This is a genomic window from Pseudomonas baetica (assembly GCF_002813455.1).
In the GTDB taxonomy this organism is placed as follows: Bacteria; Pseudomonadota; Gammaproteobacteria; order Pseudomonadales; family Pseudomonadaceae; genus Aquipseudomonas; species Aquipseudomonas baetica.
This window is the reverse complement of sequence record NZ_PHHE01000001.1, coordinates 3337119-3364114: the sequence shown is the minus strand read 5'-3', so window position 1 is coordinate 3364114 and position 26996 is coordinate 3337119. Positions and strand designations below refer to the sequence as shown.

Here is a 26996-nt window from a genome sequence, read left to right as displayed (position 1 = left end):
TTAACAACAACAATGGTGATTCTGATGTCCTCTGTAGCCCGCCTCCGCGCTGTCACTCCACCCGTACGTCTCGTGCTTCCCGTTCTGCGCTGATCCCCACGATCTGCTCATTCCACTAGCCGCGCTACGCCTGGAGTATTCCCATGCTGACTTTCCTTGGCTTCGCCATGGTCATCACGTTCATGTTCCTGATCATGACCAAGCGCCTGTCCGCGCTGATCGCTCTGATCATCATCCCGATCCTGTTCGCCCTGTTCGGTGGTTTTGCGCCGAAGATCGGCCCGATGATGCTCGAAGGCATCACCAAGCTTGCGCCGACCGGCGTGATGCTGATGTTCGCCATTTTGTATTTCGCACTGATGATCGACTCCGGCCTGTTCGACCCGGCCGTGCGCAAGATCCTCAAACTGGTCAAGGGCGACCCGCTGAAAGTTTCGGTCGGTACCGCCGTACTGGCGCTCGTCGTTTCCCTCGATGGTGACGGCGCGACCACTTACATGATCTGCGTGGCCGCCATGCTGCCGCTGTACAGCCGTATCGGCATGAGCCCGCGCATCATGGCCGGTCTGATCATCCTCGCCGGTGGCGTGATGAACATGACCCCGTGGGGCGGCCCGACCGCCCGTGCCGCCAGTGCGCTGCACGTCGACCCTTCGGACATCTTTGTACCGATGATTCCGGCCATGGCCGCCGGTGTGGTGGCGATCCTGATCATTGCCTACTTCTACGGCAAGCGTGAACGTGCGCGTCTGGGTGAGTTGCACCTGGTGGGCGACGATATCGATCACAGCGAAATCAGCGTGTCGCAGTTCCCGGATGCCCGTCGTCCGAAATTGATCTGGTTCAACGGCGCGCTGACCTTCGGTCTCATGTGCACCTTGATCGCCGGCCTGCTGCCGCTGCCGGTGTTGTTCATGGTGGCGTTCAGTATTGCAATGATCGTCAACTATCCTTGCCTGCAAATGCAGAAGGATCGCGTCGCGGCTCACGCCGGTAGTGTGCTGGCAGTGGTCGGGCTGATCTTTGCGGCGGGTATCTTCACCGGTATCCTGTCGGGCACCGGCATGGTCGATGCGATGTCGAAGAGCCTGTTGGCGGTGATCCCTGATTTCCTTGGCCCGTACCTGGCCGTGATCACGGCGCTGGTGAGCATGCCGTTCACCTTCTTCATGTCCAATGATGCGTTCTACTATGGCGTGTTGCCGGTGTTGGCCGAGGCTGCCAGCCACTACGGGATCACCGCGGTGGAAATGGCTCGTGCCTCGATCGTCGGGCAACCCGTCCACTTGCTGAGCCCGTTGGTGCCATCGACCTATCTGTTGGTGGCTCTGGCCGGTATTGATTTTGGTGACCACCAGCGTTTCACCCTGAAATGGGCGATCCTGGTTTGTATCTGCATTCTGATTGCTGCGCTGCTGTTGGGGACTTTCCCGGTGTTCAGTACTCTATAAGCCCAAGACTCACCGTTGCGGGTCCTGGCTTCGCTGTTTGAAGCCCGGACCTTTTTCGGTTTAACAATCGCTCAAAGGAATACACATGGAATGGCTGACCAACCCTGAGATCTGGGTTGCCTTCTTTACCCTGACCGCTCTGGAAATCGTTCTGGGCATCGATAACATCATCATGATTTCGATCCTGGTCAGCCGCATGCCTAAACACATGCAGCAGCGCACCCGGATCTTCGGTCTGGCGCTGGCCATGGTCACGCGGATCCTGTTGCTGCTGTCGATCACCTGGGTCATGCGCCTCACCGCGGACTTGTTCGTGGTCTTCGGCCAAGGCATCTCCGGCCGCGACCTGATCCTGTTCTTCGGTGGTCTGTTCCTGCTGTGGAAGAGCTCGCAAGAGATGTACCACGCGCTGGAAGGCGAAGACGAAAGCGAAGAAACGCCTGGCGGCAAGGGCGGCAACTTCCTCTACACCATCATCCAGATCGCGATCATCGACATCGTGTTCTCGCTGGACTCGGTGATCACCGCTGTCGGCATGGTCTCGCACGTACCGGTCATGGTTGCAGCGATCATCGTTGCGGTGCTGGTGATGATGCTCGCGGCGGGCACGATCAGCGAATTCATCGACAAGCACCCGTCGCTGAAAATGCTGGCGCTGTCGTTCCTGCTGGTGGTGGGTACCGTACTGATCGCCGAGTCGTTCGACGTGCATGTGCCAAAAGGCTACGTCTACTTCGCCATGGCGTTCTCGCTGGCGGTTGAAGCGATCAACATCAAACTGCGCGGCGCGATGGCCAAGAAGAAAAAGCAGGATCCGGTGAAACTGCGCAAGGATATTCCGGGCCAATAACCCGGTAGTCCAGGCGCACGCAATACCCCCTGTGGGAGCGAGCCTGCTCGCGAAAACGGAGTGTCAGTCGACAACAATGTTGGCTGATCCACCGCTTTCGCGAGCAGGCTCGCTCCCACATTTGTTTTGGGCAACATTCGGGAAACATGTTGGATTCAAGTGGACGCATGAACCCATTTTCATGACACTTTTGTTTCAATCAGCACTTTAGCTGTGCAATGCTGGCGCCCAGACCGTTAGCCAACTACAGCTTAAGTATCACAACGTAGAAACCGCGCGGCACCGTCAACTTGCTCCTCTGGGGCGCTGCTAATACAGGGGGTCTGCATGCTCACCCTGCTCAATCTGCTTTCTGCCGTCGCCCTGCTGATCTGGGGTACGCACATCGTCCGAACCGGCATCCTGCGGGTGTACGGCACCAATCTGCGCCATGTGATTGGCCAGAACATGTCCAAACGCTGGCTCGCGTTTGTCGCCGGCATCGTCGTCACGGCGATGGTGCAAAGCAGCAACGCCACCGCCATGCTCGTTACCTCCTTCGTCGGCCAAGGCCTGATGGCGCTGACGCCGGCATTGGCGACCATGCTGGGCGCTGACGTCGGTACGGCGCTGATGGCGCGGGTGCTGACGTTTGATCTCTCGTGGTTGTCGCCGCTGCTGATTTTCCTCGGGGTGATTTTCTTTCTGTCGCGCAAACAGACGCGGCTCGGGCAGATGGGCCGGGTCAGCATCGGTCTGGGGCTGATCATTCTTGCGCTGCAACTGATCGTCGAGGCCGCTGCGCCGATCACCCACGCCCAAGGCGTGAAGGTGATTTTTGCTTCGCTCACCGGCGACATCCTCCTCGATGCCCTGGTCGGCGCGCTGTTCGCAATGATTTCCTACTCCAGCCTCGCTGCCGTGCTGCTCACCGCGACGCTGGCCGGTGCTGCGGTGATCAGTCTGCCGGTGGCGATCGGTCTGGTGATCGGTGCCAATATCGGCAGCGGCATTCTCGCGTTCATGAGCACCAGCATGCAGAACGCGGCGGGCCGGCAGGTGGCACTGGGCAGCCTGCTGTACAAACTGATCGGCCTACTGCTGATCATTCCGGTGCTTGATCCGCTGGTGCACTGGATCGACAGCCTCGATTTCAGCCCGCAGGAAATGGTCATCGGCTTCCATCTGCTCTACAACACCGCGCGCTGCCTGATCCTGCTGCCGAGTGTCGGGCCGATGGCACGGCTGTGCGCCTGGCTGCTGCCGGAGCGGCCGGAGGTCAACGGCACGGCCAAACCCCGTCATCTCGATGCGACCGCGCTGGTTACGCCGAGCCTGGCCCTGGCCAATGCCGCTCGGGAAACCCTGCGCATGGGCGATCTGCTCGACAACATGCTCGACGCCACTCTAGACGTGCTGCGCGGCAAGCAAACCGCCGTCACCCAGGAAATCCGTCGGCTGACCGATGACATCGAGTCGCTGTACAGCGCGATCAAGCTGTACCTGGCGCAGATGCCCCGCGAGGACCTCGGCGAGCACGACAGTCGACGCTGGGCGGAGATCATCGAACTGGCGATCAACCTGAAACTGGCCAGCGACCTGATCGAGCGCATGCTGCGCAAGATTCAGCAGCAGAAGACTTCCCAGCGTCGTTCGTTTTCCGAGGAGGGGCTGGAGGATTTGGCCGTCCTGCATCAGCAACTTATCGCCAACCTGCGGTTGGGCCTTTCGGTATTTCTCAGCAGCGACCGCGAAAGCGCTCGGCAGTTGCTGCGCGAGAAACGGCGCTTTCGCGCGCAGGAACGGCGTTTGGCTCATGCGCATGTCAGCCGTTTGCAACGCAAGATCGTGCAGAGTATTGAAACCAGTTCGCTGCACCTGGAGTTGATTGCCGACATGAGACGGCTCAATTCGCTGTTTTGCGGCAGCGCGTATGTGGTGCTGGAAACGGCAGATACCGGAGCGCTGGCGGCGGATGATATGAGCGACATTACGCATTCGCCTTGAACGTCTGGGGCTTAGGTCAGTCAGTAACTTTGATTCAGCCTCAAGATTCGCGAGCAGGCTCGCTCCCACAGGGAAATGCGTCAAATGTGGGAGCGAGCCTGCTCGCGAAGGGCGGCCTGAATAGCGACACGGATCTCCAAATCAGCCGTATGGAAGCCTGTTATGCGTTGCCTGTTGTTCGCCTGTCTGTTGCTCGGTTCATTCCCCTCCTTCGCCCTGGATCGTTTTCAGGTCGAAGGCTATGCGCTGCCCAACGGTTTGCAGTTGCTGCTCAAGCCCGGCACTGAACGCGGGCATGTGGCGATCCGGCTGGTGGTGGGCGTTGGTCTCGACGATTTTGACTGCGACGAAAAGGAGCTGCCGCACCTGCTCGAACACCTGCTGTTCAGTGGCATCGACGCCACGGGCGAAGGCGGCCTCGAAGAACGCATGCAAGCGCTCGGCGGCGAGTGGAACGCCTTCACCAGCAACGCCGACACCACGTTCGTCATCGAAGCCCCGGCGAAAAACCAGCGCAAGGTGCTCGACCTGCTGCTCGCGCTGCTGACTCAGACGCGCATCGACGACAACGCGATCAACGCCGCCAAACGCGTGGTCGAGCGCGAGGACGGCGGCCATTACACCAAGCTGCAGCGCTTTCTCGACCGTCAGGATCTGGGCCACACCGCGAGCAACCAACTGGCGGTGGAGCTGGGCCTGAAATGCCCGCAACGCGCGGAGGTCGATCACCTGACCCAGGAGCAACTGGAGAAGGTGCGAAAGGCCTGGTATGCGCCGAACAACATGAGCCTGATTGTCGTCGGCGAACTCGACAAACTGCTGCCGGCTTATCTGGAACGCACCTGGGGCACGCTCGAAGCGGTCGAACCCAGCGAACATCGGCCACTGCCGGACATCCGCACCAGCGCCGCCCACGAACGCACCCTCACCCGTGGTTTTATCGGCGACAGCGCCAAGCTGCACTGGCTGGTGCCGGAGCCGGTGCTGGACGATCAGTACGACCAGACCTTCGACATCCTCAAGGACTACCTCGACTGGGCGCTGTACCGGCAGATTCGCCTGAACCACGGTCTGTCCTATGGCCCGTGGGCCGAGCGCGAAGTGTTTGGTGGCGTCGGTTTCATGAGCCTGAACGCCGATCTGGACCGCGATGATGTCGCCGAAGCGCAGCAGGTACTGGAAACCCTCAAGGCCGACCTGCTGAAAAACGGCCTCGACCCGGACACCTTTGCCCGCATCAAACAAGCCGCCATCGCCCATCAGGCGTGGGCGGTGCAAGGCAACAGCGCGTTGGCCGATTACTACTGGAGCGCGCTGGGCGACTACGAGGACGGCCGCTTCGCCAACCCCGCCCGCGAGCTGCACGGCGTGACGCTGGAAGCCGCGAACAAGGCCATGCGTGAGTTGTTGCTGCAACCGGGGTATCTGCGGATCGAGAAGCCGTTGATCAGTGATGATCAGGTGTTGTGGCTGAGTGCGGGTGGGTTGGGTCTGGTGTTGTTCATCCTGATCGGCTGGCGTGTGCACCACCGCCGCCGGCCAGCCGAACACTGAACCTGTGGGAGCGAGCCTGCTCGCGAAGACGGATTGCCAGTCGGCAACAATGTCGGCTGACCCACCGCCTTCGCGAGCAGGCTCGCTCCCACAGGTGAGTGGTGAATTTACTGACCGGCAGCCTCGCCACACCGCCCCGCCGGCGGTACTCTGTCGAGGTTTTTTCCTACGACTGTTGTGAATCGCCAAATGCTAAAAATACCCCAGATCATCCAGCGCATTCTCGAACTGATGAAGCGCTATCCCGGGGTCATTGCGCTTGGCGGTTTCATCTCCGGGGTCGGCAGTTTCATCCTGGTCGACCGGCAACAGGGGCTGGCGAGCTGGATCACCACGATCATGCTGCTGAGCTGGATCTGGTTGATGCTGGAAAACAGCCTGACCAAGCTGTTCACACGGATCTTCAAACGGGAAATCCCCCAGCCGCTGCTGCGTTACGCGACGCAGATGATCCATCAGGAAAGCCTGTTTTTCGTCCTGCCGTTCTTCTTCATCACCACCACCTGGAACAGTGGCCAACTGATTTTCACTGGCCTGCTGTGCATCGCCGCACTGATCTCGATTGTCGACCCGCTCTATTACAAATGGCTGGCGCCACGACGCTGGGCGTTTCTCGCGTTGCACACCCTGACCCTGTTCGCCGCCCTGCTCACCGCGCTGCCGGTAATCATGCACCTGACCACCTCGCAGAGTTTCAAATGGGCGCTGGGCACCGCCGTGGTGTTGTCGTTCCCGAGCCTGGCGTCGATCTTCCCGATCCGCACTGTGCGTAACGCGCTGGCAATTCTCTGCATCACGGTGGGCATCGGCGGCGTCGGCTGGGTGCTGCGTTCGTGGGTGCCGCCGGCGACGCTGTGGATGACCGATGTGGCAATCAGCACCCAGTTGCAGGATCGCACCCCTGGTGCCAGCCTCGAGGAGGTCAGTGCCGAGCAGATCCGTAACGGCGGGCTGTACGCCTACACCGCGATCAACGCGCCGCGCGGCCTCGATGAGCGGATTTATCACGTCTGGCAGTTCGACGGCAAAGAGGTCGATCGCATCGCCCTCGACATCCATGGCGGGCGTAAGGAAGGCTACCGGGCGTGGACGCACAAGCAGAATTTCCCCGGCAACCCGGCGGGCAAGTGGCAGGTGCGGGTGCTGACCGAGGATGGCCAGGTGATCGGCGTGCTGCGCTTTGAAGTGACGGACAGCACAGCGGTCAAAGAAAAGTAATCCGGTTCGTGCTATTACGTATGCCAGCGTAAACAGCCAAAAAGCACGGAGCTTATGATCAGCAGTTCAATGACAGGCAGTGCCCAGTTGGACACGTCGATCACCCCTGCCCGCCTGCGGGTCACCGGGGACTGGACGCTCGCCCATTACGCCGAGCTCAAACGCCTGAGCGAAAAGCTCCACGGCCAATACGACGCCAGCACGCCGATTGATCTGAATGGCCTCGGCGCCCTCGACACCGCCGGCGCGTCGTTGCTGGTGGAACTGCTCGGCTCCGAACGCCTCGGCAAATCCGCCGAACATCCCGATTGCACCTTGTCCTCCGCCGACCGCGCGTTGCTGCAAACCGTGTATCAGTCGTTGACCGATTTCTGTGTGCCAATCAAGGAGCCGGAAGTCAGCGTCAGCGTGCAACTGCTGACGCGCATCGGCCGCGCCGTCGACACGATCTGGCAAGACACCCTGCAGCTCCTCGGCTTCGTCGGCCTGATTCTGGAAACCATCGCCCGTAACCTGTTGCGGCCCAAGCGCTGGCGCATCACGCCGATGATCGCCCACATTGAGCAGACGGGCCTCGACGCCGCGCCCATCGTGGCCTTGCTGACCTTTCTGGTCGGCGCGGTGGTGGCGTTTCTCGGCGCGACGGTGCTGGCCAGTTTCGGCGCGACGATTTTTACCGTGGACCTGGTGGGCTTCTCGTTCCTGCGTGAGTTCGGCGTGTTGCTGACGGCGATCCTGATGGCCGGCCGCACCGCCAGTGCGTTCACCGCGCAGATCGGCTCGATGAAGGCCAACGAAGAAATCGACGCGATCCGCACCCTTGGCCTCGACCCCATGGAGCTGCTGGTGGTGCCAAGGGTGCTGGCGATGTTGGTGGCGCTGCCGATGCTGACGTTTCTGGCGATGCTCTCGGGGATCGTCGGCGGTGGCGTGGTCTGCGCGGTGTCGCTGGATATCTCGCCGGCAATGTTCCTGTCGCTGCTGCAGTCGGATATCGGCATTCAACATTTTCTGGTCGGGCTGGTGAAAGCGCCGATCTTCGCCTTTCTGATCGCGGCGATTGGTTGCCTGGAAGGCTTCAAGGTCAGCGGCAGCGCCGAATCGGTCGGCGCCCACACCACCTCCGCCGTGGTGCAGTCGATTTTTGTGGTGATCGTGCTCGACGCGGTGGCCGCGCTGTTTTTCATGGAGATGGGCTGGTGAGTCGTCTACCCCGCGCGCCCGCCGAGGCGGTGATCGAAGTCCGTGGCCTGTGCAATCGCTTTGGCAGCCAGAGCGTGCACGAGAACCTCGATCTGGATTTGTACAAAGGCGAAATCCTCGCCGTGGTCGGCGGTTCCGGCAGCGGCAAATCGGTGCTGTTGCGCAGCATCGTCGGCCTGCGCCGGCCCAGCGAAGGCAGCGTCAAAGTGTTCGGCCAGAATCTGCCGAGCCTGTCCGAGCACGAGCGCTCACTGGTCGAACGGCGCTTTGGCGTGTTGTTCCAGAAAGGCGCGCTGTTCTCGTCGCTGACGGTGACAGAAAACGTCGCCCTGCCGCTGATCGAACACGCCGGCCTGAGCCGCCACGATGCCGAGCATCTGGCCGCGGTCAAACTGGCGCTGGCCGGGTTGCCGCTGTCGGCGGCGGACAAATACCCGTCGTCGTTGTCCGGCGGCATGATCAAACGCGCCGCGCTGGCGCGGGCCCTGGCGCTGGATCCGGACATTCTGTTTCTCGACGAACCCACCGCTGGCCTTGATCCGATTGGCGCGGCGCAGTTCGATCAACTGATCCTGACCCTGCGCGACGCGCTGGGCCTGAGCGTGTTTCTGGTGACCCACGACCTCGACACGCTCTACACCATCACCGACCGTGTGGCGGTGCTGGCGCAGAAGAAAGTGTTGGTCGCAGGTCCCATCGATGTCGTTTCGGAAACTGATGACGCCTGGATTCACGAATACTTCCACGGCCCGCGCGGCCGCTCGGCGCTGGACGCCGCCAAATCGCTTAACGAGGTCTGACATGGAAACCCGAGCGCATCATGTATTGATCGGCCTGTTCACCGTGATTGTGGTGGCCGGCGCCCTGCTCTTCGGTCTGTTCCTGGCCAAGTCCAGCGTCGACACCGAGTTCAAGGATTACGAGATTGTTTTCAGCGAGGCGGTCAGTGGCCTGTCCAAGGGCAGCCCGGTGCAGTACAGCGGGATCAAGGTCGGTGATGTGATCAACCTGCGCCTTGATCCCAAAGACCCTCGGCGCGTGCTGGCGCGGATTCGACTGGCCGGCGACACGCCGGTCAAGGAAGACACCCAGGCCAAACTGGCGCTGGCCGGGATCACCGGGACGTCGATCATCCAGCTCAGCGGCGGCACGCCGCAAAGCCCGAAGTTGCGTGGCCATGACGGCAACCTGCCGACCATCGTCGCCTCGCCCTCGCCTATTTCGCGGTTGCTCAATGACTCCAACGATTTGATGACCGGCATTACCGCACTGCTGCAGAACGCCAACCAAATGTTCTCCGCCGAGAACGTCGAGCGCGTGAGCAAAACCCTCGCCCATCTGGAGCAGACCACCGGCACCATCAACGATCAGCGCGGCGACATCAAACAGGCCATGCAGCAACTGGCGACGGTCGGCAAACAGGCTGGCAGCATGCTCGAACAGACCTCGTTGCTGATGCGCAACGCCAACGGCTTGATCAACGATCAGGGCAAGCAGGCGTTGGGCAGTGCCGAACAGGCCATGAAGTCGCTGGAACAGAGCAGCGCGACCATCAACGGCCTGCTGAGCAAGAACCAGAACTCCCTCGACAACGGCATGCAGGGCCTCAATGGCCTCGCCCCGGCGATCCGCGAACTGCGCGAAACCCTGACGTCGCTGCGTGCCATCTCCCAACGCCTGGAGGCCAACCCCAGTGGTTACCTGCTGGGCAGTGACAAGAACAAGGAGTTCACGCCATGAAGCTGACTCGCCTCGCCCTCCTCGCCGCCGGCTTCACTGTGCTCAGCGCCTGCTCGATCTTGCCCAAGTCGGAGCCATCGGACGTTTATCGCTTGCCGAGTGCGCAAGCACCCGCCTCGGCCAGTTCGGCGGCCACTCTGCCCTGGTCGCTGCGCCTGAACAAGTTGCAGGCCAGCGAAGTGTTGAACCGGCCGAGCATTGCGGTGATTCCACAGGGCGATGTGATCAGCAGCTACAAGGCTTCGCGCTGGAGCGATCCGGCGCCGGTGCTGGTGCGTAATCGGTTGCTGGACGGCTTTGCGCGTGATGGCCGGGTGACGTTGCTCAGTACCGACGACAGCAACTTTGCTGCGGATCTGGAGTTGGGCGGGAATCTGCAGGCGTTCCAGACGGAATATCAGGGCAATCAGGCCAGCGTCGTAGTGCGCGTCGATGCGCTCTTGGTACGTGGTTATGACCAGCGGATTCTCGCCAGTCGCCGCTTTGAAGAGCGCCAGCCATTGAGCGATGTGCAGGTGCCGGCGGTGGTGGCCGGGTTTGGCCAGGCCAGCGATCGCCTGACCGCGAAAGTCGTGGCGTGGGCGGTAGAACAAGGCCAAAAACTCTCCCCGCAACTCCGGCCTTAAGTCCTACACAGAACCCTGTGGGAGCGGGCTTGCTCGCGAATGCGGTGTGTCATTGAGCACTGATGTTGACTGATAAACCGCATTCGCGAGCAAGCCCGCTCCCACATTGGATCTGTGGTTAGCCGAAGAACCAGTAGCACACACCAATCGCGCCAATCACGCCCGCCAACTCGGCCAACAACGCACAACCCACCGCATGCCGCGCCCGCTGAATCCCCACCGCACCAAAGTAAACGGCCAGCACATAGAACGTGGTCTCGGTACTGCCCTGCACTGTCGCGGCGACCAATGCCGGGAAGCTGTCGACGCCGGACGTCTGCATGGTTTCAATCAACATCGCCCGGGCGGCGCTGCCGGAGAACGGTTTGACCATCGCGGTCGGCAGCGCATCGACAAATCGCGTATCCCAACCGGCCCACTCGACCAGGTGGCGAATGCCTTCGAGGCCGAAATCCAATGCGCCTGATGCACGCAAGACGCCAACCGCACAGAGCATTGCCACCAGATACGGCAGCAGGTTTTTGGCGACGTCGAAACCTTCCTTCGCGCCTTCGACGAAGGCCTCGTAAACCTTCACCTTGCGCAAGGCGCCGATCAGTAGAAACAGCATGATCAGCCCGAACAGCGTGAGGTTGCCGAGGATCGACGACAGCCCCGCCAGCGCCGTGGCCGACATTGTCGCCAGCAGCGCCATGAACCCCCCGAGCACCAGCGCGCCGGGAATCAGGTAGGCCAGCACCACCGGATCCCAGATCCGCAGGCGCTGCATGAATGCCACCGAGAGAAAGCCGACGATGGTCGAGCAACTGGTCGCCAGCAGGATCGGCAGGAATACCAGGGTCGGATCCGGCGCGCCTTGCTGGGCGCGGTACATGAAAATCGTCACCGGCAGCAGGGTCAGGGACGACGCGTTGAGCACCAGGAAGAGGATCTGCGCGTTGCTGGCGATGGTGGCGCTGGGGTTGAGTTCCTGCAACGCCTTCATGGCTTTCAGGCCGATGGGCGTCGCGGCGTTGTCCAGGCCCAGGCCATTGGCGGCAAAGTTCAGGGTGATCAAACCAAGGGCCGGGTGACCGGGCGGAACTTCCGGCATCAGCCGCAGAAACAGCGGCCCCAATACCTTGGCCAGCCATTCGACGATGCCGGCCTTCTCGGCAATACGTAAAAAGCCCAGCCACAGGGTCAGGGTGCCGAACAGCAGCACCATGACCTCGACCGAGAGTTTGGCCATGGCAAAAATGCTTTCCACCATCGCCGCGAAGATCCCGGCGTTACCGCCGACGAGCCACTGCACCAGCGCAGATATTGCTGCCACGACGAAGAAGCCAAGCCACAGGCCATTAAGCATCAGTCAAATCCCCCGGAAGATGCGGCGAATGATAGCGGGGTCGCCAGAAACGACAAACCCCGGATTTCTCCGGGGTTCGTGTGTACATCACTTGCGGGGACAATGAATGCTTGGCTCTGACTCAAATCCCCTGCGGGAGCGGGCTCGCTCGCGAAGGCGTCCTGTCAGAAACATCTGTGCTGACTGACACTCCGCATTCGTGAGCAAGCCCACCCCCACAAGAAGCCAATCCCCACAATGTTCAGCAATCAGTTCTTGGAAATCTCGCCAGCCGGCAGTTTTTCCTTGCTGCGCCAGTGCGGCAGGGAGTTCCAGTAGCGCTCGCCCTTGGCATCGTCGTACATGCCTTCCCAGCGCGCGATAACCAGCACGGCCAGGGCGTTGCCGATCACGTTCAGTGCCGTACGGGCCATGTCCATGATGCGGTCGACACCGGCGATGAACGCCAGACCTTCCAGCGGAATACCGACGCTGCCCAAGGTGGCCAGCAGCACCACGAAGGACACGCCCGGTACGCCGGCGATGCCTTTGGAGGTGACCATCAGGGTCAGCACCAGCAGCAGTTGCTGGCTGATCGACAGGTCGATGCCGTACAGCTGGGCAATGAAGATCGCCGCGATGGACTGGTACAGGGTCGAACCGTCGAGGTTGAACGAGTAGCCGGTCGGTACCACGAAGCTGCAAATGGCTTTCGGCGCGCCGTAGGCTTCCATCTTCTCGATCACGCGCGGCAGCACGGTTTCCGACGAGGCAGTGGAGTAGGCCAGCACCAGCTCATCCTTGAAGATGCGCATCAGCTTGAGTACCGAGAAGCCGAACAGCTTGGCAATCAGGCCCAGTACGACGAAGGCGAAAAAGGCGATGGCGACGTAAACCAGGATCACCAGTTTGGCCAGCGGCAGCAGGGAGGCGAAGCCGAAGTTGGCGACGGTCACCGCGATCAGTGCGAATACGCCGATCGGGGCGTAGTTCATGATCATGTGGGTGACTTTGAACATGCTTTCCGAAACGCCCTGGAACATCTTCACCAGCGGTTCGCGCAGGTCCGACTGCAGGCTCGACAGGCCGAGACCGAACAGTACGGAGAAGAAGATGATCGGCAGCATTTCGCCGCGAGCCATGGCCGCGAAGATGTTCGACGGGATCAGGTTGAGGATGGTCTCGATGAACGCGTGTTCATGCTGTACTTCGGCGGCGGTCGCCTGGTACTTGGAGATATCCACCGTGCCCAGGGTGCTCATGTCGATGCCGGTGCCCGGATGGAACAGGTTGGCCAACAGCAGGCCGACAACGATGGCGATGGTGGTGACGATTTCGAAATAGATGATCGTCTTCAGGCCGATACGCCCCAGCTTCTTGGCGTCGCCCACGCCGGCAATGCCGACGATCAGAGAGGAGATGACGATCGGGATCACGATCATCTTGATCAGACGGATAAAGATATCGCCTGCCGGTTGCAGGACGTTGCTGATCCACCAGGCCTTTTCGGCACTGAAGTGGTTGAGCAACGCACCAATTGCAATCCCTAAAACCAGACCGATGAGGATCTGCCAGGCGAGGCTGATTTTTGCCTTCTTCATTATCTTTACCCTTACTTGCGTTTGACTCAGGCACATGCAGGAACTGGAACGCTTTTTAGCGGAAAAGTCTGTGCATCTGCCTCCGTATAAGGTGCCCCGAAGCGCGTATTTACGGCTCTTCGGCAGGCGAAAAAAGGCGCAACTATTCCGATGCAAGGTTGCGCCGTCTAATGCCGTAAACGCCTACCCTATGCCGAATCGGCATGAGCTTTTTTAAATGAAACTGGCGTCCCAACCGGTTCGATTGTGACATTTCAGCCGGCATAAGTGCCGTGAACCGGCCATTTCAGCGTAGGTTGGTTATTTTTTGAACGAGAATTTTCGTCGGAAAATTTGAGAAAAAGCCTACATCTGGAGACTAGAAGTCCTACTGTTTAAACGGTCTCTTTCTCGATATACGGTCGCCAGGAAACACCGCGTAATGTTTTCGCGCGCAGTGTGGGCGATAAAAAAGATGAGCTGGACGCTCTGGATCAATGTTTTGTGTTGCTCAAAGCTCAGCGCAAGTCCGTCGAACCACAGTGGGCCGGCGAACTTGCGACGCAGCTTTTACCCTGACCCGGCCCTCGCGCAGGCACTCCCTGTACCCGTAGGTCACTCCGACCCTGTAACAGTCAGAACGTCCCGGCCCCTTGGTCATGCGCCGACCTTTATCGGGCGGGCGCAATAGAGGGCAGCGGGGCGCTGCCCTCATGTTCGAACTTGTATCAGTACCAGTTCGGATCTTTTTTCAGTGTTTCCATCAAAAGATCCTGCATGCCCTGATCGGGTTTGCCGAGGAAGCGGTAGGTGGCATGCCGCGTTGGCGACTTGTCGGCCGGCAATCCTTCGGGGACATCGACGAGCATGGCGTAAGCATCTTTCTTGTCGAAGCTGAAGGCGACGATCAAGCGGTGGTTCAGGCATTTGTCTGCGCTTTCGCAGAGTGGGCCGACCAGATACTTGTCGCCGTCTTCAGTCACGGCATTCATTTGTTGGTCAGGCGTCCCGGAAAGGTTCATCACCCATTCCGGCAGGCGCTCTTCCTTCTTCACCACGCCTTCCCAGGTTTCCCTGTATTGCGGATCGGAACTCAGCAGTTCGTTGACCCGCGTCTGGCCATCGTTGGCCGCCATCGCCATGGCACTACCGCCCAGAAGCAGGGCGGCTGCCAGAGTCTTTAACGCACTCATCGTTAACCTCGGCCGCGACGGCCAAAGAAGAAGGAAGCGATGAACATCACCAGGAACACGACAAAGAGAATCTTGGCGATACCCGTGGCGGTGCCCGCGATACCACCGAAGCCCAATACTGCAGCAATGATGGCAATGATCAAGAATGTAATTGCCCAGCTCAACATGGTGATTCTCCTTACTTCTTTATTTAGGGGTGTTACGTTTTTCGACGCATAGCGCCTGAATCTGTTCAATCAATTAAAAAACCCAGCGTTCTTCACGTGGCATTTGATCCAGTGGTTGCGCCTGATCGACATCCATCATGCGCATGGAGACGCTCTCGGCCTGGCTGTTGCTAACCGCGCTGAAGTGCTTTTGCGTGCGGTGCTGGATCGAGATCAGCGGCTCAGGCTTCTGGCTGTTTTCCCAGCTCAGGCATTGCTGGCAAGCGATCAGGGTGATCAACAGCGCAAGTACGCCGAACAGGCCTTGCTGGATATGCAGTGGCGAGATACGCACTTGGGCGGCACGTTGGCGAGTCATCCTGGGTTCCTCACTCTCTTATTCGGTTGGGGCAGTTCTGATCTGCCCGGGATGAATGAGGTATTGCAGCCTGCATGCCAGTTTTTTATTTGAAAAATATTCAATAAAATCAAATAGTTACAATATTATAAAAAATAATTCGCGACGCATCCTGCACGATGGGTCATCTCCGATCGTGCGCAATGCACGATTATTTCGTAGGAGATTTCATTCTTATGGAATTGAGAGCAGGGCGCGGATGTCAGAAATGTACGCAGGGAATGCCCTGCAAATCGGCGATTGTTTAAAAAATCAACAAAATCAGTGAATTAGCCGTTAAGGCAGGAGAGAGCTACCCTCCTATGGCTGGCATCGTTCAGAATCAACCATGCAACTTGCCCGATTTTTCCGGGACTAACCCAAGACCAATCACTATGGAGCGTAGGAAAAATGGAATCTGCCACTGAGCACCAAGGCCGCATTCTGCTGGTGGATGATGAATCCGCCATCCTGCGAACCTTCCGTTACTGCCTCGAAGACGAGGGCTATACGGTGGCCACCGCCAACAGTGCGGCTCAGGCCGACGCATTGTTGCAACGGCAGGTGTTCGATCTTTGCTTTCTGGATCTGCGTCTGGGCGAAGACAACGGCCTCGATGTCCTGGCGCAAATGCGCATTCAGACGCCATGGATGCGCGTGGTGATCGTCACCGCGCATTCGGCGGTCGATACCGCCGTAGATGCGATCCAGGCCGGCGCCGCCGACTATCTGGTCAAACCGTGCAGCCCGGATCAGTTGCGTCTGGCGACTGCCAAACAACTGGAAGTACGTCAGCTCTCGGCGCGTCTTGAAGCCCTCGAAGGTGAGATCCGCAAGCCGAAGGACGGCCTCGATTCCCATAGCCCCGCGATGAAAGTGGTGCTGGAAACTGCGCGGCAAGTGGCGGGCACCGACGCCAACATCCTTATTCTGGGTGAGTCCGGCACCGGTAAAGGTGAACTGGCCCGGGCAATTCACGGCTGGAGCAAGCGCGAGAAAAAATCCTGCGTGACCATCAACTGCCCGTCGCTGACCGCTGAACTGATGGAAAGCGAATTGTTCGGTCACAGTCGCGGTGCGTTCACCGGTGCCAGCGAAAGTACCTTGGGTCGCGTCAATCAGGCCGACGGCGGCACGCTGTTTCTCGACGAGATCGGCGATTTTCCCCTGACATTGCAACCCAAGTTGTTGCGCTTCATTCAGGACAAGGAATACGAACGGGTAGGGGATCCGGTCACCCGCCGCGCCGATGTGCGTATTCTGGCGGCGACCAACCTCAATCTTGAGGACATGGTGCGCGACGGTCGTTTCCGTGAAGACCTGTTGTATCGCCTGAACGTCATCACCTTGCACTTGCCGCCGTTGCGCGAGCGCAGCGAAGACATCCTGACTCTGGCCGATCGCTTTCTTGCCCGCTTCGTCAAAGAGTACGCGCGTCCGGCGCGCGGCTTCAGCGACGAGGCCCGCGAGGCGCTGCTGGGCTATCGCTGGCCGGGTAACATCCGCGAACTGCGCAACGTGGTTGAAAGGGCGAGCATCATCTGCCCGCAGGAGCGCGTGGAAATCAGTCACCTCGGCATGGCCGAACAACCGGCCAACAACGCCCCTCGAGTCGGTGCGGCACTGAGCCTGGATGAGCTGGAAAAGGCCCATATTGGCGCAGTTCTGGCCACCGCCGGCACCTTGGATCAAGCGGCAAAAACCCTGGGCATCGACGCCTCGACCCTGTATCGCAAGCGCAAGCAGTACAACCTGTGAGTGCCCGACGATGAAACTGGCTATGAAGTTGCGGACCCGGTTGTTCCTGAGTATTTCCGCACTGATCACGGTGGCCTTGCTCGGGCTGTTGCTCGGGTTGGTCAGTGTGATGCAGATGGCCGGAACCCAGGAAGATCGGGTACGCAGCAACTTCGCCACCCTTGATCTGGGTCTCAAGCTGCGGCAGACGCTGGGTGATCAACTGATCATCATGCTGGCGGAAAAGCCTGATCCCGTCGCGTTCGAAGCGTCTAAACAGCATTACTTCCAGTTACTCGACGAAGGCATCGCGCAGGAGCAGGCGGGTGATGGTCGACTGTACGGTTTCAGTCGGGCCAAGGCGGATTACCTGAGCTTCCTGAATGCGTTCGATCTGTCCCATGACCCGGCCAAGACGATGATGAGCAATGCGGACTTCCGCGATCGCTTCAATACGTTACGCAACGGACTGATCGCCGAGCACAAGCATGCGCTGGACAACATCAACGCAGTCCAGCGTGATACGCGCAACCGGGCGCTGCTGATCGCTGGCCTGCTTGGACTGGTGGGGTTGGCGGTGTTGATCATCGGGTTTGTCACGGCCCAAGGCATTGCCCGGCGTTTTGGCGCACCGATCGAGGCGCTTGCGCGGGCGGCGGACAATATCGGCCAAGGCAATTTTGAAGTGACGCTGCCAATTTCTTCTGCGATGGAAATGAACCTGCTGACCAAGCGTTTCGGGCTGATGGCCGAAGCGCTGCGCGAGCATCAGGCGACCAACATCGATGAGCTGCTGGCCGGGCAGCAACGCTTGCAGGCCGTGCTCGACAGCATCGACGACGGCCTGCTGATGATTGATCGTCAGGGCCATCTGGAACACCTCAACCCGGTCGCGCAGCGCCAGCTGGGTTGGGAAGATGATCGTCTCGGCCAAGGCCTTGGCTGCGCGCTCGGGCGGCCGGAACTGGATGCGCAACTGCAACTGGTGTTGCGCGGCGGCACTCTGGAGCGGGCGCCGGAGGATTTGAGCATCGAAGTCGACGGCGAATCACGCCTGCTGACTTACAGCCTGACCCCGGTCAGCCACACCCAGGGGCATATCCTTGGCGCGGTGATGGTGCTGCACGACGTCACCGAACAGCGAGCCTTCGAGCGGGTCCGCAGCGAGTTCGTGCTACGGGCCTCCCATGAGCTGCGCACGCCGGTCACCGGCATGCACATGGCGTTCGGCCTGTTCCGTGAGCGGGCAAAGTTTCCAGCGGACTCCCGCGAGGCTGACTTGCTCGACACCGTGAACGAAGAAATGCAGCGCCTGATGCAGCTGATCAACGACTTGCTCAACTTTTCACGTTACCAAAACGGCTTGCAGAAGCTGACACTGGCGCCGTGTTCCATCGAGGACTTACTGGAGCAGGCACAATCGCGCTTTGCCGATGCGGCGGCCGAGAAGGGCATCGCCTTGACGGTAGAAGTGCAGGGGCCGCTACCGCGCTTGCAGGCGGACCAGGCGCAATTGGAGCGGGTGCTCGACAACCTGATCGACAACGCCCTGCGTCATACCGCCCGCGACGGTCAGATCCGCTTGCAGGCGCGTCGCCATGGCGAGCGTGTGATCATCAGCGTCGAAGACAACGGCGAAGGCATTGCTTATGGCCAGCAAGGGCGGATTTTCGAGCCGTTTGTGCAGGTCGGACGCAAGAAGGGCGGCGCGGGGCTTGGCTTGGCACTGTGCAAAGAAATCGTCCAGCTGCATGGTGGGCGGATGGGTGTTTATTCGCGGCCGGGGCAGGGGACGCAGTTTTATATGGCGCTTGCCGTTTAGGCCTCGTCATCCATGCGTCGCCCTGCGAGGCGGCGCCCGCGAGTAATCAGCTCAATGAACTGCACCGCGCTCAGGGCATGGGCGAACAGCCAGCCCTGGCCGAATTTCACGCCTTCACTGCTGAGCAGGACGGCTTGCGACTCAAGCTCGATCCCTTCGGCAATCACCTTCAAGTCCAATGCTTGCGCCATGTGAATGATGTGCGGCGCGACGCCACTGCTGGCGGCGTCATGGCCGAGGGCGTCGATGAATGCCTTGTCGATTTTCAGGCAGTCCACCGGCAGCGTTTGCAGGTAGGCGAGGCTGCAATAGCCGGTTCCGAAATCGTCGATAAGTACCTGATGGCCGACATCGCGCAAGGCTTGCAGGTTTTCCCGCGCCACCACCACATCAATCAATCCGCGTTCAGTGACTTCAAAGGCAATCTGCCGCGCCGCGACTCGGTGCAGGGTCAGCAGTCGTGCCATGACCTGGCCGATGCGCGGCACCATCACGTCGCAGGCAGCCAGGTTCACCGAGATATATAGCTGCGGGTTGGCGCGCAGCACCGGTCCCAACTGCTCCAGCAGGCGCTGAAGAACGAAGTCGGTCATCTGCCGGATCAGCCCGGTGTTTTCCGCCAGCGGAATAAACAGATCAGGGCTGGTCAGCGTGCCGTCCGGGCGGCGCCAGCGCAGCAAGGCCTCGGCACCTACACAGTTGCGAGTGTCGAGGTCGAAGATCGGTTGATAGAGCACCTGCAACTCGCCACGGCGGATGGCACCGTGCAGTTCGGCGTCCAGTGACTGACGCTGGCGCACCAGCAAAAACACGAAGAAGCCGACGAACGCGCCAAGCAACAGGCAGACGGGCACCATCCACCACCAGATAGCCGGGATGTGCATGCCGGTACGCGGTGTGATCAGCACCAGTTGATATTCCGGGTTGTCGGTGGGCATCCGGTAGATCAGTCGGGTCTGGGTGACTTGCAGGGCATCGTGGCTTTTGGGGGGCCAGTGCTCGCGGGGTGGCCATGTCTGCGCCATGCCGAGCACTGGAATCGCTCGGGTGCCATGATCCAACACCACCAGCAGGCTGCTGCCGGGCGACAGGTCGACCATGTCGGTCAAATGCCCGCGCGAGGTGGCCACGCGAAAATTGCCGCGACCGAGCATCAGTGCGGCGCGGTTTTCGTCGGGTTCTGTGGTGGTGTTCAGCCAATAGCTGTAGGTCGGGCCTTTGATATCCGGCGCGCGAACAACCGACAGGCCTTCCTGACGCGGACGGTTGGAGCAGATCCGTGAAGCGTCCATGTAGGCGGCTTCGTAGACAAAGCGATAGTTGAAGGTGACTTGCTGCAGCGTGGCGATCATTTCGTCATCGCAACTGCGCAGGGGCTGGGCTTCGAGGTCGTCGAGACTTTCGCGCAACTGGCCGAACAATTGTTCAAGGCGGGCGAGGAAACGCTCACCTTGGGCGTTCATGACCTGACTTTCACTTTGCTCGACCTGACGCATCGCGAAAAACATTGCGCCAGCGATCAGCAGGCTTGCACTGAGGACAGCCGCGATCATCGCCAAAAACAAGGGGCGATAAAACCAGCTACGCAGCGTCGCTCGGGTAGCAACCATCATGGAATATCCGAAGAATTACCAATGAGTTATAGCTGCTGATTACAAAATCGCCCTGACCGTCGGGCGGGCGTCATTATTTTGTCTGATTGAGCACCAGCAACAACGCCGCCGTTTGCGCATCTGGCGTGCCGTCGAAGCGGGTCGGGCGAAAGTGCATCTGGAATGCCGCAAGGACATGGCGCGTGGCGACGTCCAGCTCGCCGGTCTGCGGCGTGTCATAGCCCAGGTGCGACAACTGCGCCTGGAACCAGCCGATGCTCGGCAGTTCACCGCTGTCGAACAGCGCTTGCTGGCGAGCCACGGCTTGCTCGTTGGGCCAGACACCCAAGCCTTCAGTGGCGAGACGCTTCCAAGGGAACAACGGGCCCGGATCAAGCTTGCGCAATGGAGCGATGTCGCTGTGACCAATGATGTGCCGTGGGCTGATGCCGTTGCGCTTGCTGATGTCCTTGAGCAGGACGATCAGCGCCTGAACCTGCGCTTCGCTGTAGGGATACCAGAGGCGCCCGGTCGGGGTGTCCTTGAAACCGGGGTTGACGATTTCGATGCCGATCGAGCTGGAGTTCAACCAGGTGCGGCCCTGCCACTGGCTTTCGCCGGCGTGCCAGGCGCGCTGGTTTTCATCCATCAGCTTGTAAACGGTGGCGCTTTTGTCGTCGCCGATCAGGTAATGGCTGCTGACTTCGCCATGGGTCAGTAGCTGCAGCGAACGCTCCAGCGAAGTCGAGGTGTAATGCACGACCACGAACTGGATACGGCTGTCGTAATTGGCTGAAGGATGGCTGGTGTCATAACGCGGACCGCTGGCGCAACCGGCCAGAACGAGAAGAGACGCGAGGAGGGCAAAGAATTTCATGGCAGAAGGCAGTACGCAAAAGACAATAATGCAACAGTGTAACGTACTGCCTTGCGTCGAGACGGTCAGCGTGTGGATTTAAACAAAATGGAACAATTTGCTCAGCCCAGTTCAACCCGATTGCGTCCTGCGTTTTTAGCCCTGTACAGCGCCTGATCAGCTCTTTTAAGCACCAGATCGCTGTGTTCTCCCGCCTTGAACGATGCCAGGCCCATGGAAATGGTGATCGTCACCCGCTCGCCCTTGAAGTGGAACGGGCACGCCTCGATCGCCGCGCGCAGGGTTTCCAGCAGCTTCGCGCCGACCGCTGGCGGGGTGGCCGGCAATAGCAGAACGAACTCTTCGCCGCCGAAACGGGCAATGAAATCGGAACCGCGCAGGCGTTTGCGCAGCACGGTGGCGATGATCTTCAGCACCTTGTCGCCGGCCAGGTGGCCGTAGTTGTCATTAATGCGTTTGAAGTGATCAAGGTCGAGCATTGCCAGGCTCAAGGTGTTGCCGTGTTGCTGCCATTGCTTGATTTCATGCTCAAGGCGTTCACTCCACGCTGCGCGGTTGGGCAGGCCGGTGAGTGGGTCGATCAGGGCTTTCTGGCGTTGTTCTTCAAGGTGCTCGCGGAAGCCCTGGGCTTCTTGCTCCATGTGCGCCACGCGCTCGGACAGGCCTTTGAGGCGCGCCGCCACCTCCTGCTCACGGGCATCGCGTTGCTTCTGGTGTTGATCCATGGTGCCGAGCAAGCCTTCCAGATGGTTCTCCAGCACTTGCTTGAGATCGTCCAGATCCGCCGCTTCCTGCACGCTGGTCTGCAAACCGTCGACTTGCTCACGGATCTGCGTGTCCATGGCCCGCGCTGCCGAGCTGTTGTCGGCGTGCCCTTCGCTGGCGGCTTGCAGGTTGCTCTGGAACGCTTCAAGACGTTCGTTGAGCTGTTGCAAGTAGGCTTCGAATTCGTGCTGGCCGCTGTCGGTGATGGCCAGCATCAATGTGGCGAGATCGTCGAGGATCGGAATCAGTTCGTACCAGTTCAAACCATGTTTGAGCCGGTCGCGCATTGCCTCGGCTTGTGGACGGTGGCGCTCGGGCAGGGTCAGGTCGTCGAGCAGGCCGATCAGCGTGTCTTCGATATGTTTGGCCACGGAGCTGTAGGACGGCTCCGGGGAATCCGGCAAGGCGAAGAGGATGTCTTGCTCGGATTGCTCCGGGTCGATGGCGGCCAATGCCTGAGCGATGGGTTCGGGCAGTGGCAGGCTGTCGAGGAGCAGCGGTGCTGGGTCGCCGGGGTGAATCAATTCGTCGGGATTGAAGGTGACGGGTGTGTCTGGTGTCGGAGCAGGAACGGGAGCGATAACGTTTTCAGGCTCTGGCGTGAAAGCTTCCACTTCAGTCGCCGTGGTCGCTTCAGAAGCGACGGTTGGCGGAACAAAGGCAACCACTTCCGGTTCCGGCTGAGCGGGGGCCGCAGGCGCCTCTACTGCTGCGATTGGCGCAGATTCCTTGATAACAGGATTGGCCATTGCCGGTTCAGCGACGACGGCGGGGGCGACCTGCACCGGCTCGGATTCAGGCGCAGCAGCGATGTGCGGCTGTTCGACAACGGCAACGTGCTCGCGCACAGCAGGTGTAGGTGTAGGTGTAGGTGTAGGTGCCTCCTCGTTATCACGGCTACCAAACAGGCGCTGCAATAACCCCGGACGCCCCGGTTCTGGCGGTGTCTCCAACTGACTCAGGGCCTTGCCCTGCAAACTGCTGAGTTCACTCAACAGCAGCGGCATTTCCCGTGCCTGACCGACCCGCCCATCCAGTTGTTTGGCGAACTTCTTCAGCGGCTGGGCGACTTCCCGCGGCAGTGGCAACGCCTGCAACTGCGTCACTAGGGAAGTCAGTGCGCTGCTGACCTGATCGATTCGAGTCTCGCGACGCTGCTCGGAGTCGAGCACGGCTTTTTCCAGACGTGGCAACAGGGCGGCGAGCCCGGCGTCCATATCGTCGGTGCGCACCACGTCGCGCATCTCTTTCATGCATTGATCAACGACTTTGTCGGTGCCTTCGGCCGCCAAGGTGCTACGCACCAGGCCTCGACGCAGCAAGTCGAGACGCGCGTCCCATCGACGCTCCAGCTTTTCCTGTTGTTCGATACTTTTGAGGTACTTCTCTTTCCAGCGCTGGGCGTCGTCGCTCATTCAGGGGTTCCGCGAGGGGCAGGACTCAACGCGGGCAATGCATCGGCCGTGAGCGAACCCGGCAGACGAATCTCTACCGCGACCGGCAGGTGATCGGAAATGGGTTGTGCCAGCACTTCGACCTTTTCCAGGGTCAGGGTCGGGCTGAGCAAAATATGATCAAGGCAACGCTGAGGACGCCAGCTGGGGAATGTCGCTTCCACCTGCGGGGCCAGCAGACCGAGATCGCGTAACGGTGAATGTTGTAGCAGATCGCTGGCATGGGTGTTCATGTCGCCCATCAATATCTGATGTTTATAGCCACCGATCAGATCGCGAATATAGGCCAGTTGCAGGCTGCGAGTTCTCGCGCCAAGGGCCAGATGCATCATCACCACCACCAGTGCTTCCGGACCTTCGCCGAAGCGCAGCAGGATCGCGCCGCGACCTTTCGGGCCGGGCAGCGGGTGATCCTCGATCGCCCACGGCTTGAGACGACTGAGCACGCCATTGCTGTGCTGGGCCAGTCGGCCGAGGTTGCGATTGAGTTGTTGATACCAGTAGGGGAAGGCGCCGAGGTGGGCCAAGTGTTCGACTTGATTGACGTAGCCTGAGCGCAGGCTACCGCCGTCGGCTTCCTGCAAGGCGACCAGGTCGAAGTCGCCGAGCAGGTCACCAATTTTTTGCAGGTTGCCCGAGCGCCCGTTGTGCGGCAGCAGATGCTGCCAGCTGCGGGTCAGGTAATGCCGATAGCGCTCGGTGCTGATACCGACCTGGATATTGAAACTGAGCAAGCGCAGACGCTGATCCGCTGGCAGGCCTGTGGACGCCAGGTGATGCTCGTTGACCTGCGGATCATGCAGGCCAACGATGCGTTCGGTCTTCCAGCGACGCATGGCGGTTGCCGCGCTTAGTTGGCAGCGGCCTTGTTGGTCGCTCGCTCTTTGGCAACCAGTTGGTCAGCCAGTTGCAGAGCCTGTTCTGCACCGCCGGCGGAGCCGATGTCGAAGCGGTATTTACCGTTGACGATCATGGTTGGAACGCCAGTGATTTCATACTTCTTGGCCAGTTCACGAGCCTTGACGATCTGGCCTTTGATGGCGAAAGAGTCAAAGGTGGCGAGGAACTTGTCTTTGTCCACGCCTTGGGTGGCGAGGAAGTCAGCCATGTCGTTCTTGTCGGTCAGCTTCTTGTGTTGTTTCTGGATCGCTTCAAACACGGCGCTGTGAACCTTGTGTTCGACACCCATTGCTTCCAGCGTCAGGAACATCTGGCCGTGAGCGTCCCATGGGCCGCCGAACATGGCTGGAATACGCACGAAGTTGACGTCGGACGGCAGTTTTTCAACCCACGGATTGATCACTGGCTCAAACGAGTAGCAGTGCGGGCAGCCATACCAGAACAACTCGACCACTTCGATCTTGCCAGGCACTGCAACCGGTACCGGGTTGGTCAATTCCACGTAAGGAGCGGCAGGGGCTTCGGCGGCTTGAGCGGTCACGCCGAACAGGCTGGCAGCGACGAGGGCGGCGCTGATGATCAGATTACGCATGCTTTACTCCTGGACAATTTTGGTCGCCTCGCGCGACCTGTTTTCAGACAGGTCCTGGCGGGCATGAGTTCTGTAGTGTAACGGCAGCGGCCACAAAAAAGGGCGGCCAAAGCCACCCTTTTTATACTTGCTGCGACGGATTAATCGAGCGTTAACATTGTCGGCGCTTTACCGCGCGCGCCACGCTCGATCCGTCGGTCTTAGTGCAGGCCTTGAATGTAGCTGGAGACCGCGGCGATATCTTCGTCGCTCAGGCGCTTGGCGATGGTCTGCATGGTCATGGTGTCGCCGTCGTTGGTGCGACCGCCTTCTTCCTTGCGGAAGTCGGTCAACTGCTTGGCGATGTACGAGGCGTGTTGGCCACCCAGATGCGGGAAGCCGGCAGCGGCGTTACCGGCACCGTTCGGCGAATGGCAACCGGTGCAGGCGGGCAGGCCCTTGGCCAGATTGCCGCCTCGGAACAGCGCTTCGCCGCGCGCGACGAGCTTGGGATCGGCTGCGCCAACGGAGCCTTTCTGGCTGGCGAAGTACGCGGCCATGTCGGCCAGATCCTGATCGCTCAGGTTGGTCAGCAGGCCGGTCATTTCCAGAACGACACGTTTGCCCGACTTGATGTCGTGCAGTTGCTTGGTCAGGTAGCGTTCACCCTGGCCGGCCAGTTTTGGAAAGTTTGGCGCCATGCTGTTGCCGTCCGGGCCATGGCAGGCTCCGCAAACGGCGACTTTTGCCTGGCCTGCTGCGGCATCACCTGCAGCATGGGCGAAACCTGAGATTCCCACGGTCAACAGCAGACTCACGATCAATTTGTTCATCAGCTAATCCAACTACGGCTAAGGGTTAAGAGTTATGGACCGGGTTTACTCGCTCATCCAAAGGATGATGGCCTGGTAATCCTCGGCACTGCAGTCCATGCACAAACCACGCGGCGGCATCGCCTTGAAACCCTGGGTCACGTGTTGCACCAGCGTCTCCATACCTTTCGCCAACCTCGGCGTCCAGGCTGCCTGATCGCCTCTTTTGGGCGCCAAGGGCAGTTGGCCGGAATGACAGGCACTACAAACACGGTTGTACACGGCTTCCGGATCCTGTGTAGCCTGTGCGCTGTAAAGCGGCATCAAGAGTCCGGCAGCCAGCAGCCATTGAAACGACCTTTTCAGGGTTGAGAGCGTTCTGCGTTCTAATGCGCAATCAAGGTCCGTCGCTCTCGTGTACTTCATCCTACGCTGGGACAAAGCACACACAAAATCTGCGGCATTATATACTGGCGTCACTGAAACGGAAGCGACACCGCGTTCCGCGCCCAATCCCGGCGCCGCCCACATCGGAAATCCCATGCAACTCAAGAATCCCATCCTCGGCCTGTGCCAACAGTCCACGTTCATGCTCAGTGCCGCCAAAGTCGATCAATGCCCTGACGACGAAGGCTTCGAAGTGGCGTTTGCCGGGCGTTCCAACGCCGGCAAATCCAGCGCCCTGAACACCCTGACTCACGCCAGCCTGGCGCGCACCTCGAAAACCCCGGGTCGCACACAGCTGTTGAACTTCTTCAAGCTAGACGATGATCGGCGTCTGGTCGACCTGCCGGGCTACGGTTATGCAAAAGTACCGATCCCGCTGAAGATGCACTGGCAGCGTCACCTTGAGGCTTACCTCGGTGGCCGTGAGAGTTTGAAGGGTTTGATTCTGATGATGGACATCCGTCATCCAATGACCGACTTCGACCTGCTGATGCTCGACTGGGCCGTTGCCGCCGGTATGCCGATGCACATTCTGCTGACCAAGGCCGACAAGCTGACTTATGGCGCAGCCAAGAACACGCTGCTCAAGGTGCAGTCGGAAATTCGCAAAGGTTGGGGCGATCTTGTGACGATCCAGCTGTTTTCGGCGCCGAAACGCATGGGCCTGGAAGAGGCCTACACTGTACTGGCCGGCTGGATGGAACTGGCAGACAAAGGCGCCGAGGCGGCAGCCGAGTAAGTCGGGATA

24 protein-coding genes are annotated in these 26996 nt (G+C 60.0%); 12 read left to right on the top strand and 12 right to left on the bottom strand.

The features are described 5' to 3' along the window. Positions 1-143 precede the first annotated feature (143 nt). The 9 genes from ATI02_RS15265 (at position 144) to ATI02_RS15215 (ending at position 10628) form a co-directional block, all read left to right on the top strand. A complete protein-coding gene (locus ATI02_RS15265; RefSeq protein ID WP_095191089.1) occupies positions 144-1451 on the top strand; it encodes a CitMHS family transporter in 1308 nt (435 codons plus the stop codon). An 85-nt stretch (positions 1452-1536) separates the two neighbouring features. Next, positions 1537-2301, top strand: coding sequence for a TerC family protein (locus ATI02_RS15260; protein WP_095191088.1), 765 nt, complete (start codon positions 1537-1539; stop codon positions 2299-2301). Positions 2302-2628: 327 nt separating this feature from the next. Next, on the top strand, positions 2629-4287 hold the full coding sequence (locus ATI02_RS15250) for a Na/Pi cotransporter family protein (protein WP_100846698.1): 1659 nt from the start codon (positions 2629-2631) through the stop codon (positions 4285-4287). Between the two features lie 162 nt (positions 4288-4449). Further along, on the top strand, positions 4450-5841 hold the full coding sequence (locus ATI02_RS15245) for a M16 family metallopeptidase (protein ID WP_100846697.1): 1392 nt from the start codon (positions 4450-4452) through the stop codon (positions 5839-5841). A gap of 189 nt (positions 5842-6030) precedes the next feature. Further along, the gene (locus ATI02_RS15235; protein ID WP_100846696.1) at positions 6031-7059 is read left to right on the top strand and encodes a DUF5924 family protein; all 1029 of its coding nucleotides are present in this window, start codon (positions 6031-6033) and stop codon (positions 7057-7059) included. A 54-nt stretch (positions 7060-7113) separates the two neighbouring features. After that, the gene (locus ATI02_RS15230) at positions 7114-8262 is read left to right on the top strand and encodes an ABC transporter permease (protein WP_100846695.1); all 1149 of its coding nucleotides are present in this window, start codon (positions 7114-7116) and stop codon (positions 8260-8262) included. Then, positions 8259-9062, top strand: coding sequence for an ABC transporter ATP-binding protein (locus ATI02_RS15225; RefSeq protein WP_095190227.1), 804 nt, complete (start codon positions 8259-8261; stop codon positions 9060-9062). Before ATI02_RS15230 ends, ATI02_RS15225 begins: the two co-directional genes overlap by 4 nt. A gap of 1 nt (position 9063) precedes the next feature. Beyond that, positions 9064-10002 (top strand): MlaD family protein, encoded by a 939-nt coding sequence (locus ATI02_RS15220; RefSeq protein ID WP_095190228.1) that lies wholly within the window; start codon positions 9064-9066, stop codon positions 10000-10002. After that, entirely contained in the window at positions 9999-10628 is a 630-nt protein-coding gene (locus tag ATI02_RS15215; RefSeq protein WP_100846694.1) for an ABC-type transport auxiliary lipoprotein family protein, read from the top strand. Before ATI02_RS15220 ends, ATI02_RS15215 begins: the two co-directional genes overlap by 4 nt. Positions 10629-10746: 118 nt before the next feature. Here ATI02_RS15215 and ATI02_RS15210 read toward each other — a convergent pair whose 3' ends face one another. The 5 genes from ATI02_RS15210 to ATI02_RS15190 all read right to left on the bottom strand — a co-directional run bounded on the left by ATI02_RS15210 (position 10747) and on the right by ATI02_RS15190 (position 15253). Continuing rightward, the gene (locus ATI02_RS15210) at positions 10747-11976 is read right to left on the bottom strand and encodes a spore maturation protein (protein WP_100846693.1); all 1230 of its coding nucleotides are present in this window, start codon (positions 11974-11976) and stop codon (positions 10747-10749) included. 248 nt (positions 11977-12224) lie between these two features. After that, positions 12225-13556, bottom strand: a complete 1332-nt coding sequence (gene gltP / locus ATI02_RS15205) for a glutamate/aspartate:proton symporter GltP (RefSeq protein WP_095190231.1) — start codon at positions 13554-13556, stop codon at positions 12225-12227. A gap of 707 nt (positions 13557-14263) precedes the next feature. After that, on the bottom strand, positions 14264-14728 hold the full coding sequence (locus ATI02_RS15200) for an inhibitor of vertebrate lysozyme family protein (protein ID WP_095190232.1): 465 nt from the start codon (positions 14726-14728) through the stop codon (positions 14264-14266). Between the two features lie 2 nt (positions 14729-14730). After that, positions 14731-14895, bottom strand: a complete 165-nt coding sequence (locus tag ATI02_RS15195) for a DUF1328 domain-containing protein (protein ID WP_003177151.1) — start codon at positions 14893-14895, stop codon at positions 14731-14733. Between the two features lie 73 nt (positions 14896-14968). Continuing rightward, on the bottom strand, positions 14969-15253 hold the full coding sequence (locus tag ATI02_RS15190; RefSeq protein ID WP_100846692.1) for a hypothetical protein: 285 nt from the start codon (positions 15251-15253) through the stop codon (positions 14969-14971). A gap of 429 nt (positions 15254-15682) precedes the next feature. Between ATI02_RS15190 and algB the strand changes: the two genes are divergently transcribed. Both algB and ATI02_RS15180 read left to right on the top strand, forming a co-directional pair. Then, positions 15683-17029: a sigma-54-dependent response regulator transcription factor AlgB gene (gene algB, locus ATI02_RS15185; RefSeq protein ID WP_100846691.1), complete on the top strand. Its 1347-nt coding sequence runs from the start codon at positions 15683-15685 to the stop codon at positions 17027-17029. 10 nt (positions 17030-17039) lie between these two features. Then, on the top strand, positions 17040-18830 hold the full coding sequence (locus tag ATI02_RS15180) for a KinB sensor domain-containing domain (RefSeq protein WP_100846690.1): 1791 nt from the start codon (positions 17040-17042) through the stop codon (positions 18828-18830). Here the strand turns inward: ATI02_RS15180 and ATI02_RS15175 are convergent. The 7 genes from ATI02_RS15175 to ATI02_RS15145 form a co-directional block, all read right to left on the bottom strand. Continuing rightward, positions 18827-20440, bottom strand: coding sequence for an EAL domain-containing protein (locus tag ATI02_RS15175; protein WP_425273628.1), 1614 nt, complete (start codon positions 20438-20440; stop codon positions 18827-18829). The two genes, ATI02_RS15180 and ATI02_RS15175, sit on opposite strands and share 4 nt — an antisense overlap. A gap of 76 nt (positions 20441-20516) precedes the next feature. Next, positions 20517-21299, bottom strand: a complete 783-nt coding sequence (locus ATI02_RS15170) for an N-acetylmuramoyl-L-alanine amidase (protein ID WP_100846688.1) — start codon at positions 21297-21299, stop codon at positions 20517-20519. Positions 21300-21400: 101 nt separating this feature from the next. Continuing rightward, entirely contained in the window at positions 21401-23479 is a 2079-nt protein-coding gene (locus ATI02_RS15165) for a GGDEF domain-containing protein (protein ID WP_100846687.1), read from the bottom strand. After that, complete coding sequence (locus tag ATI02_RS15160; protein ID WP_095190239.1) at positions 23476-24354, bottom strand: endonuclease/exonuclease/phosphatase family protein; 879 nt, start codon at positions 24352-24354, stop codon at positions 23476-23478. Before ATI02_RS15160 ends, ATI02_RS15165 begins: the two co-directional genes overlap by 4 nt. A 14-nt stretch (positions 24355-24368) precedes the next feature. Continuing rightward, the gene (locus ATI02_RS15155) at positions 24369-25010 is read right to left on the bottom strand and encodes a thiol:disulfide interchange protein DsbA/DsbL (RefSeq protein ID WP_095190240.1); all 642 of its coding nucleotides are present in this window, start codon (positions 25008-25010) and stop codon (positions 24369-24371) included. A gap of 200 nt (positions 25011-25210) precedes the next feature. After that, the gene (locus ATI02_RS15150) at positions 25211-25822 is read right to left on the bottom strand and encodes a c-type cytochrome (protein ID WP_095190241.1); all 612 of its coding nucleotides are present in this window, start codon (positions 25820-25822) and stop codon (positions 25211-25213) included. A gap of 45 nt (positions 25823-25867) precedes the next feature. Then, positions 25868-26125, bottom strand: coding sequence for a c-type cytochrome (locus ATI02_RS15145; RefSeq protein ID WP_095190297.1), 258 nt, complete (start codon positions 26123-26125; stop codon positions 25868-25870). 217 nt (positions 26126-26342) lie between these two features. Here ATI02_RS15145 and yihA point away from each other — a divergent pair, with 217 nt between their 5' ends. Beyond that, positions 26343-26987: a ribosome biogenesis GTP-binding protein YihA/YsxC gene (gene yihA / locus ATI02_RS15140; protein ID WP_100846686.1), complete on the top strand. Its 645-nt coding sequence runs from the start codon at positions 26343-26345 to the stop codon at positions 26985-26987. The last annotated feature ends 9 nt before the right edge of the window (positions 26988-26996 follow it).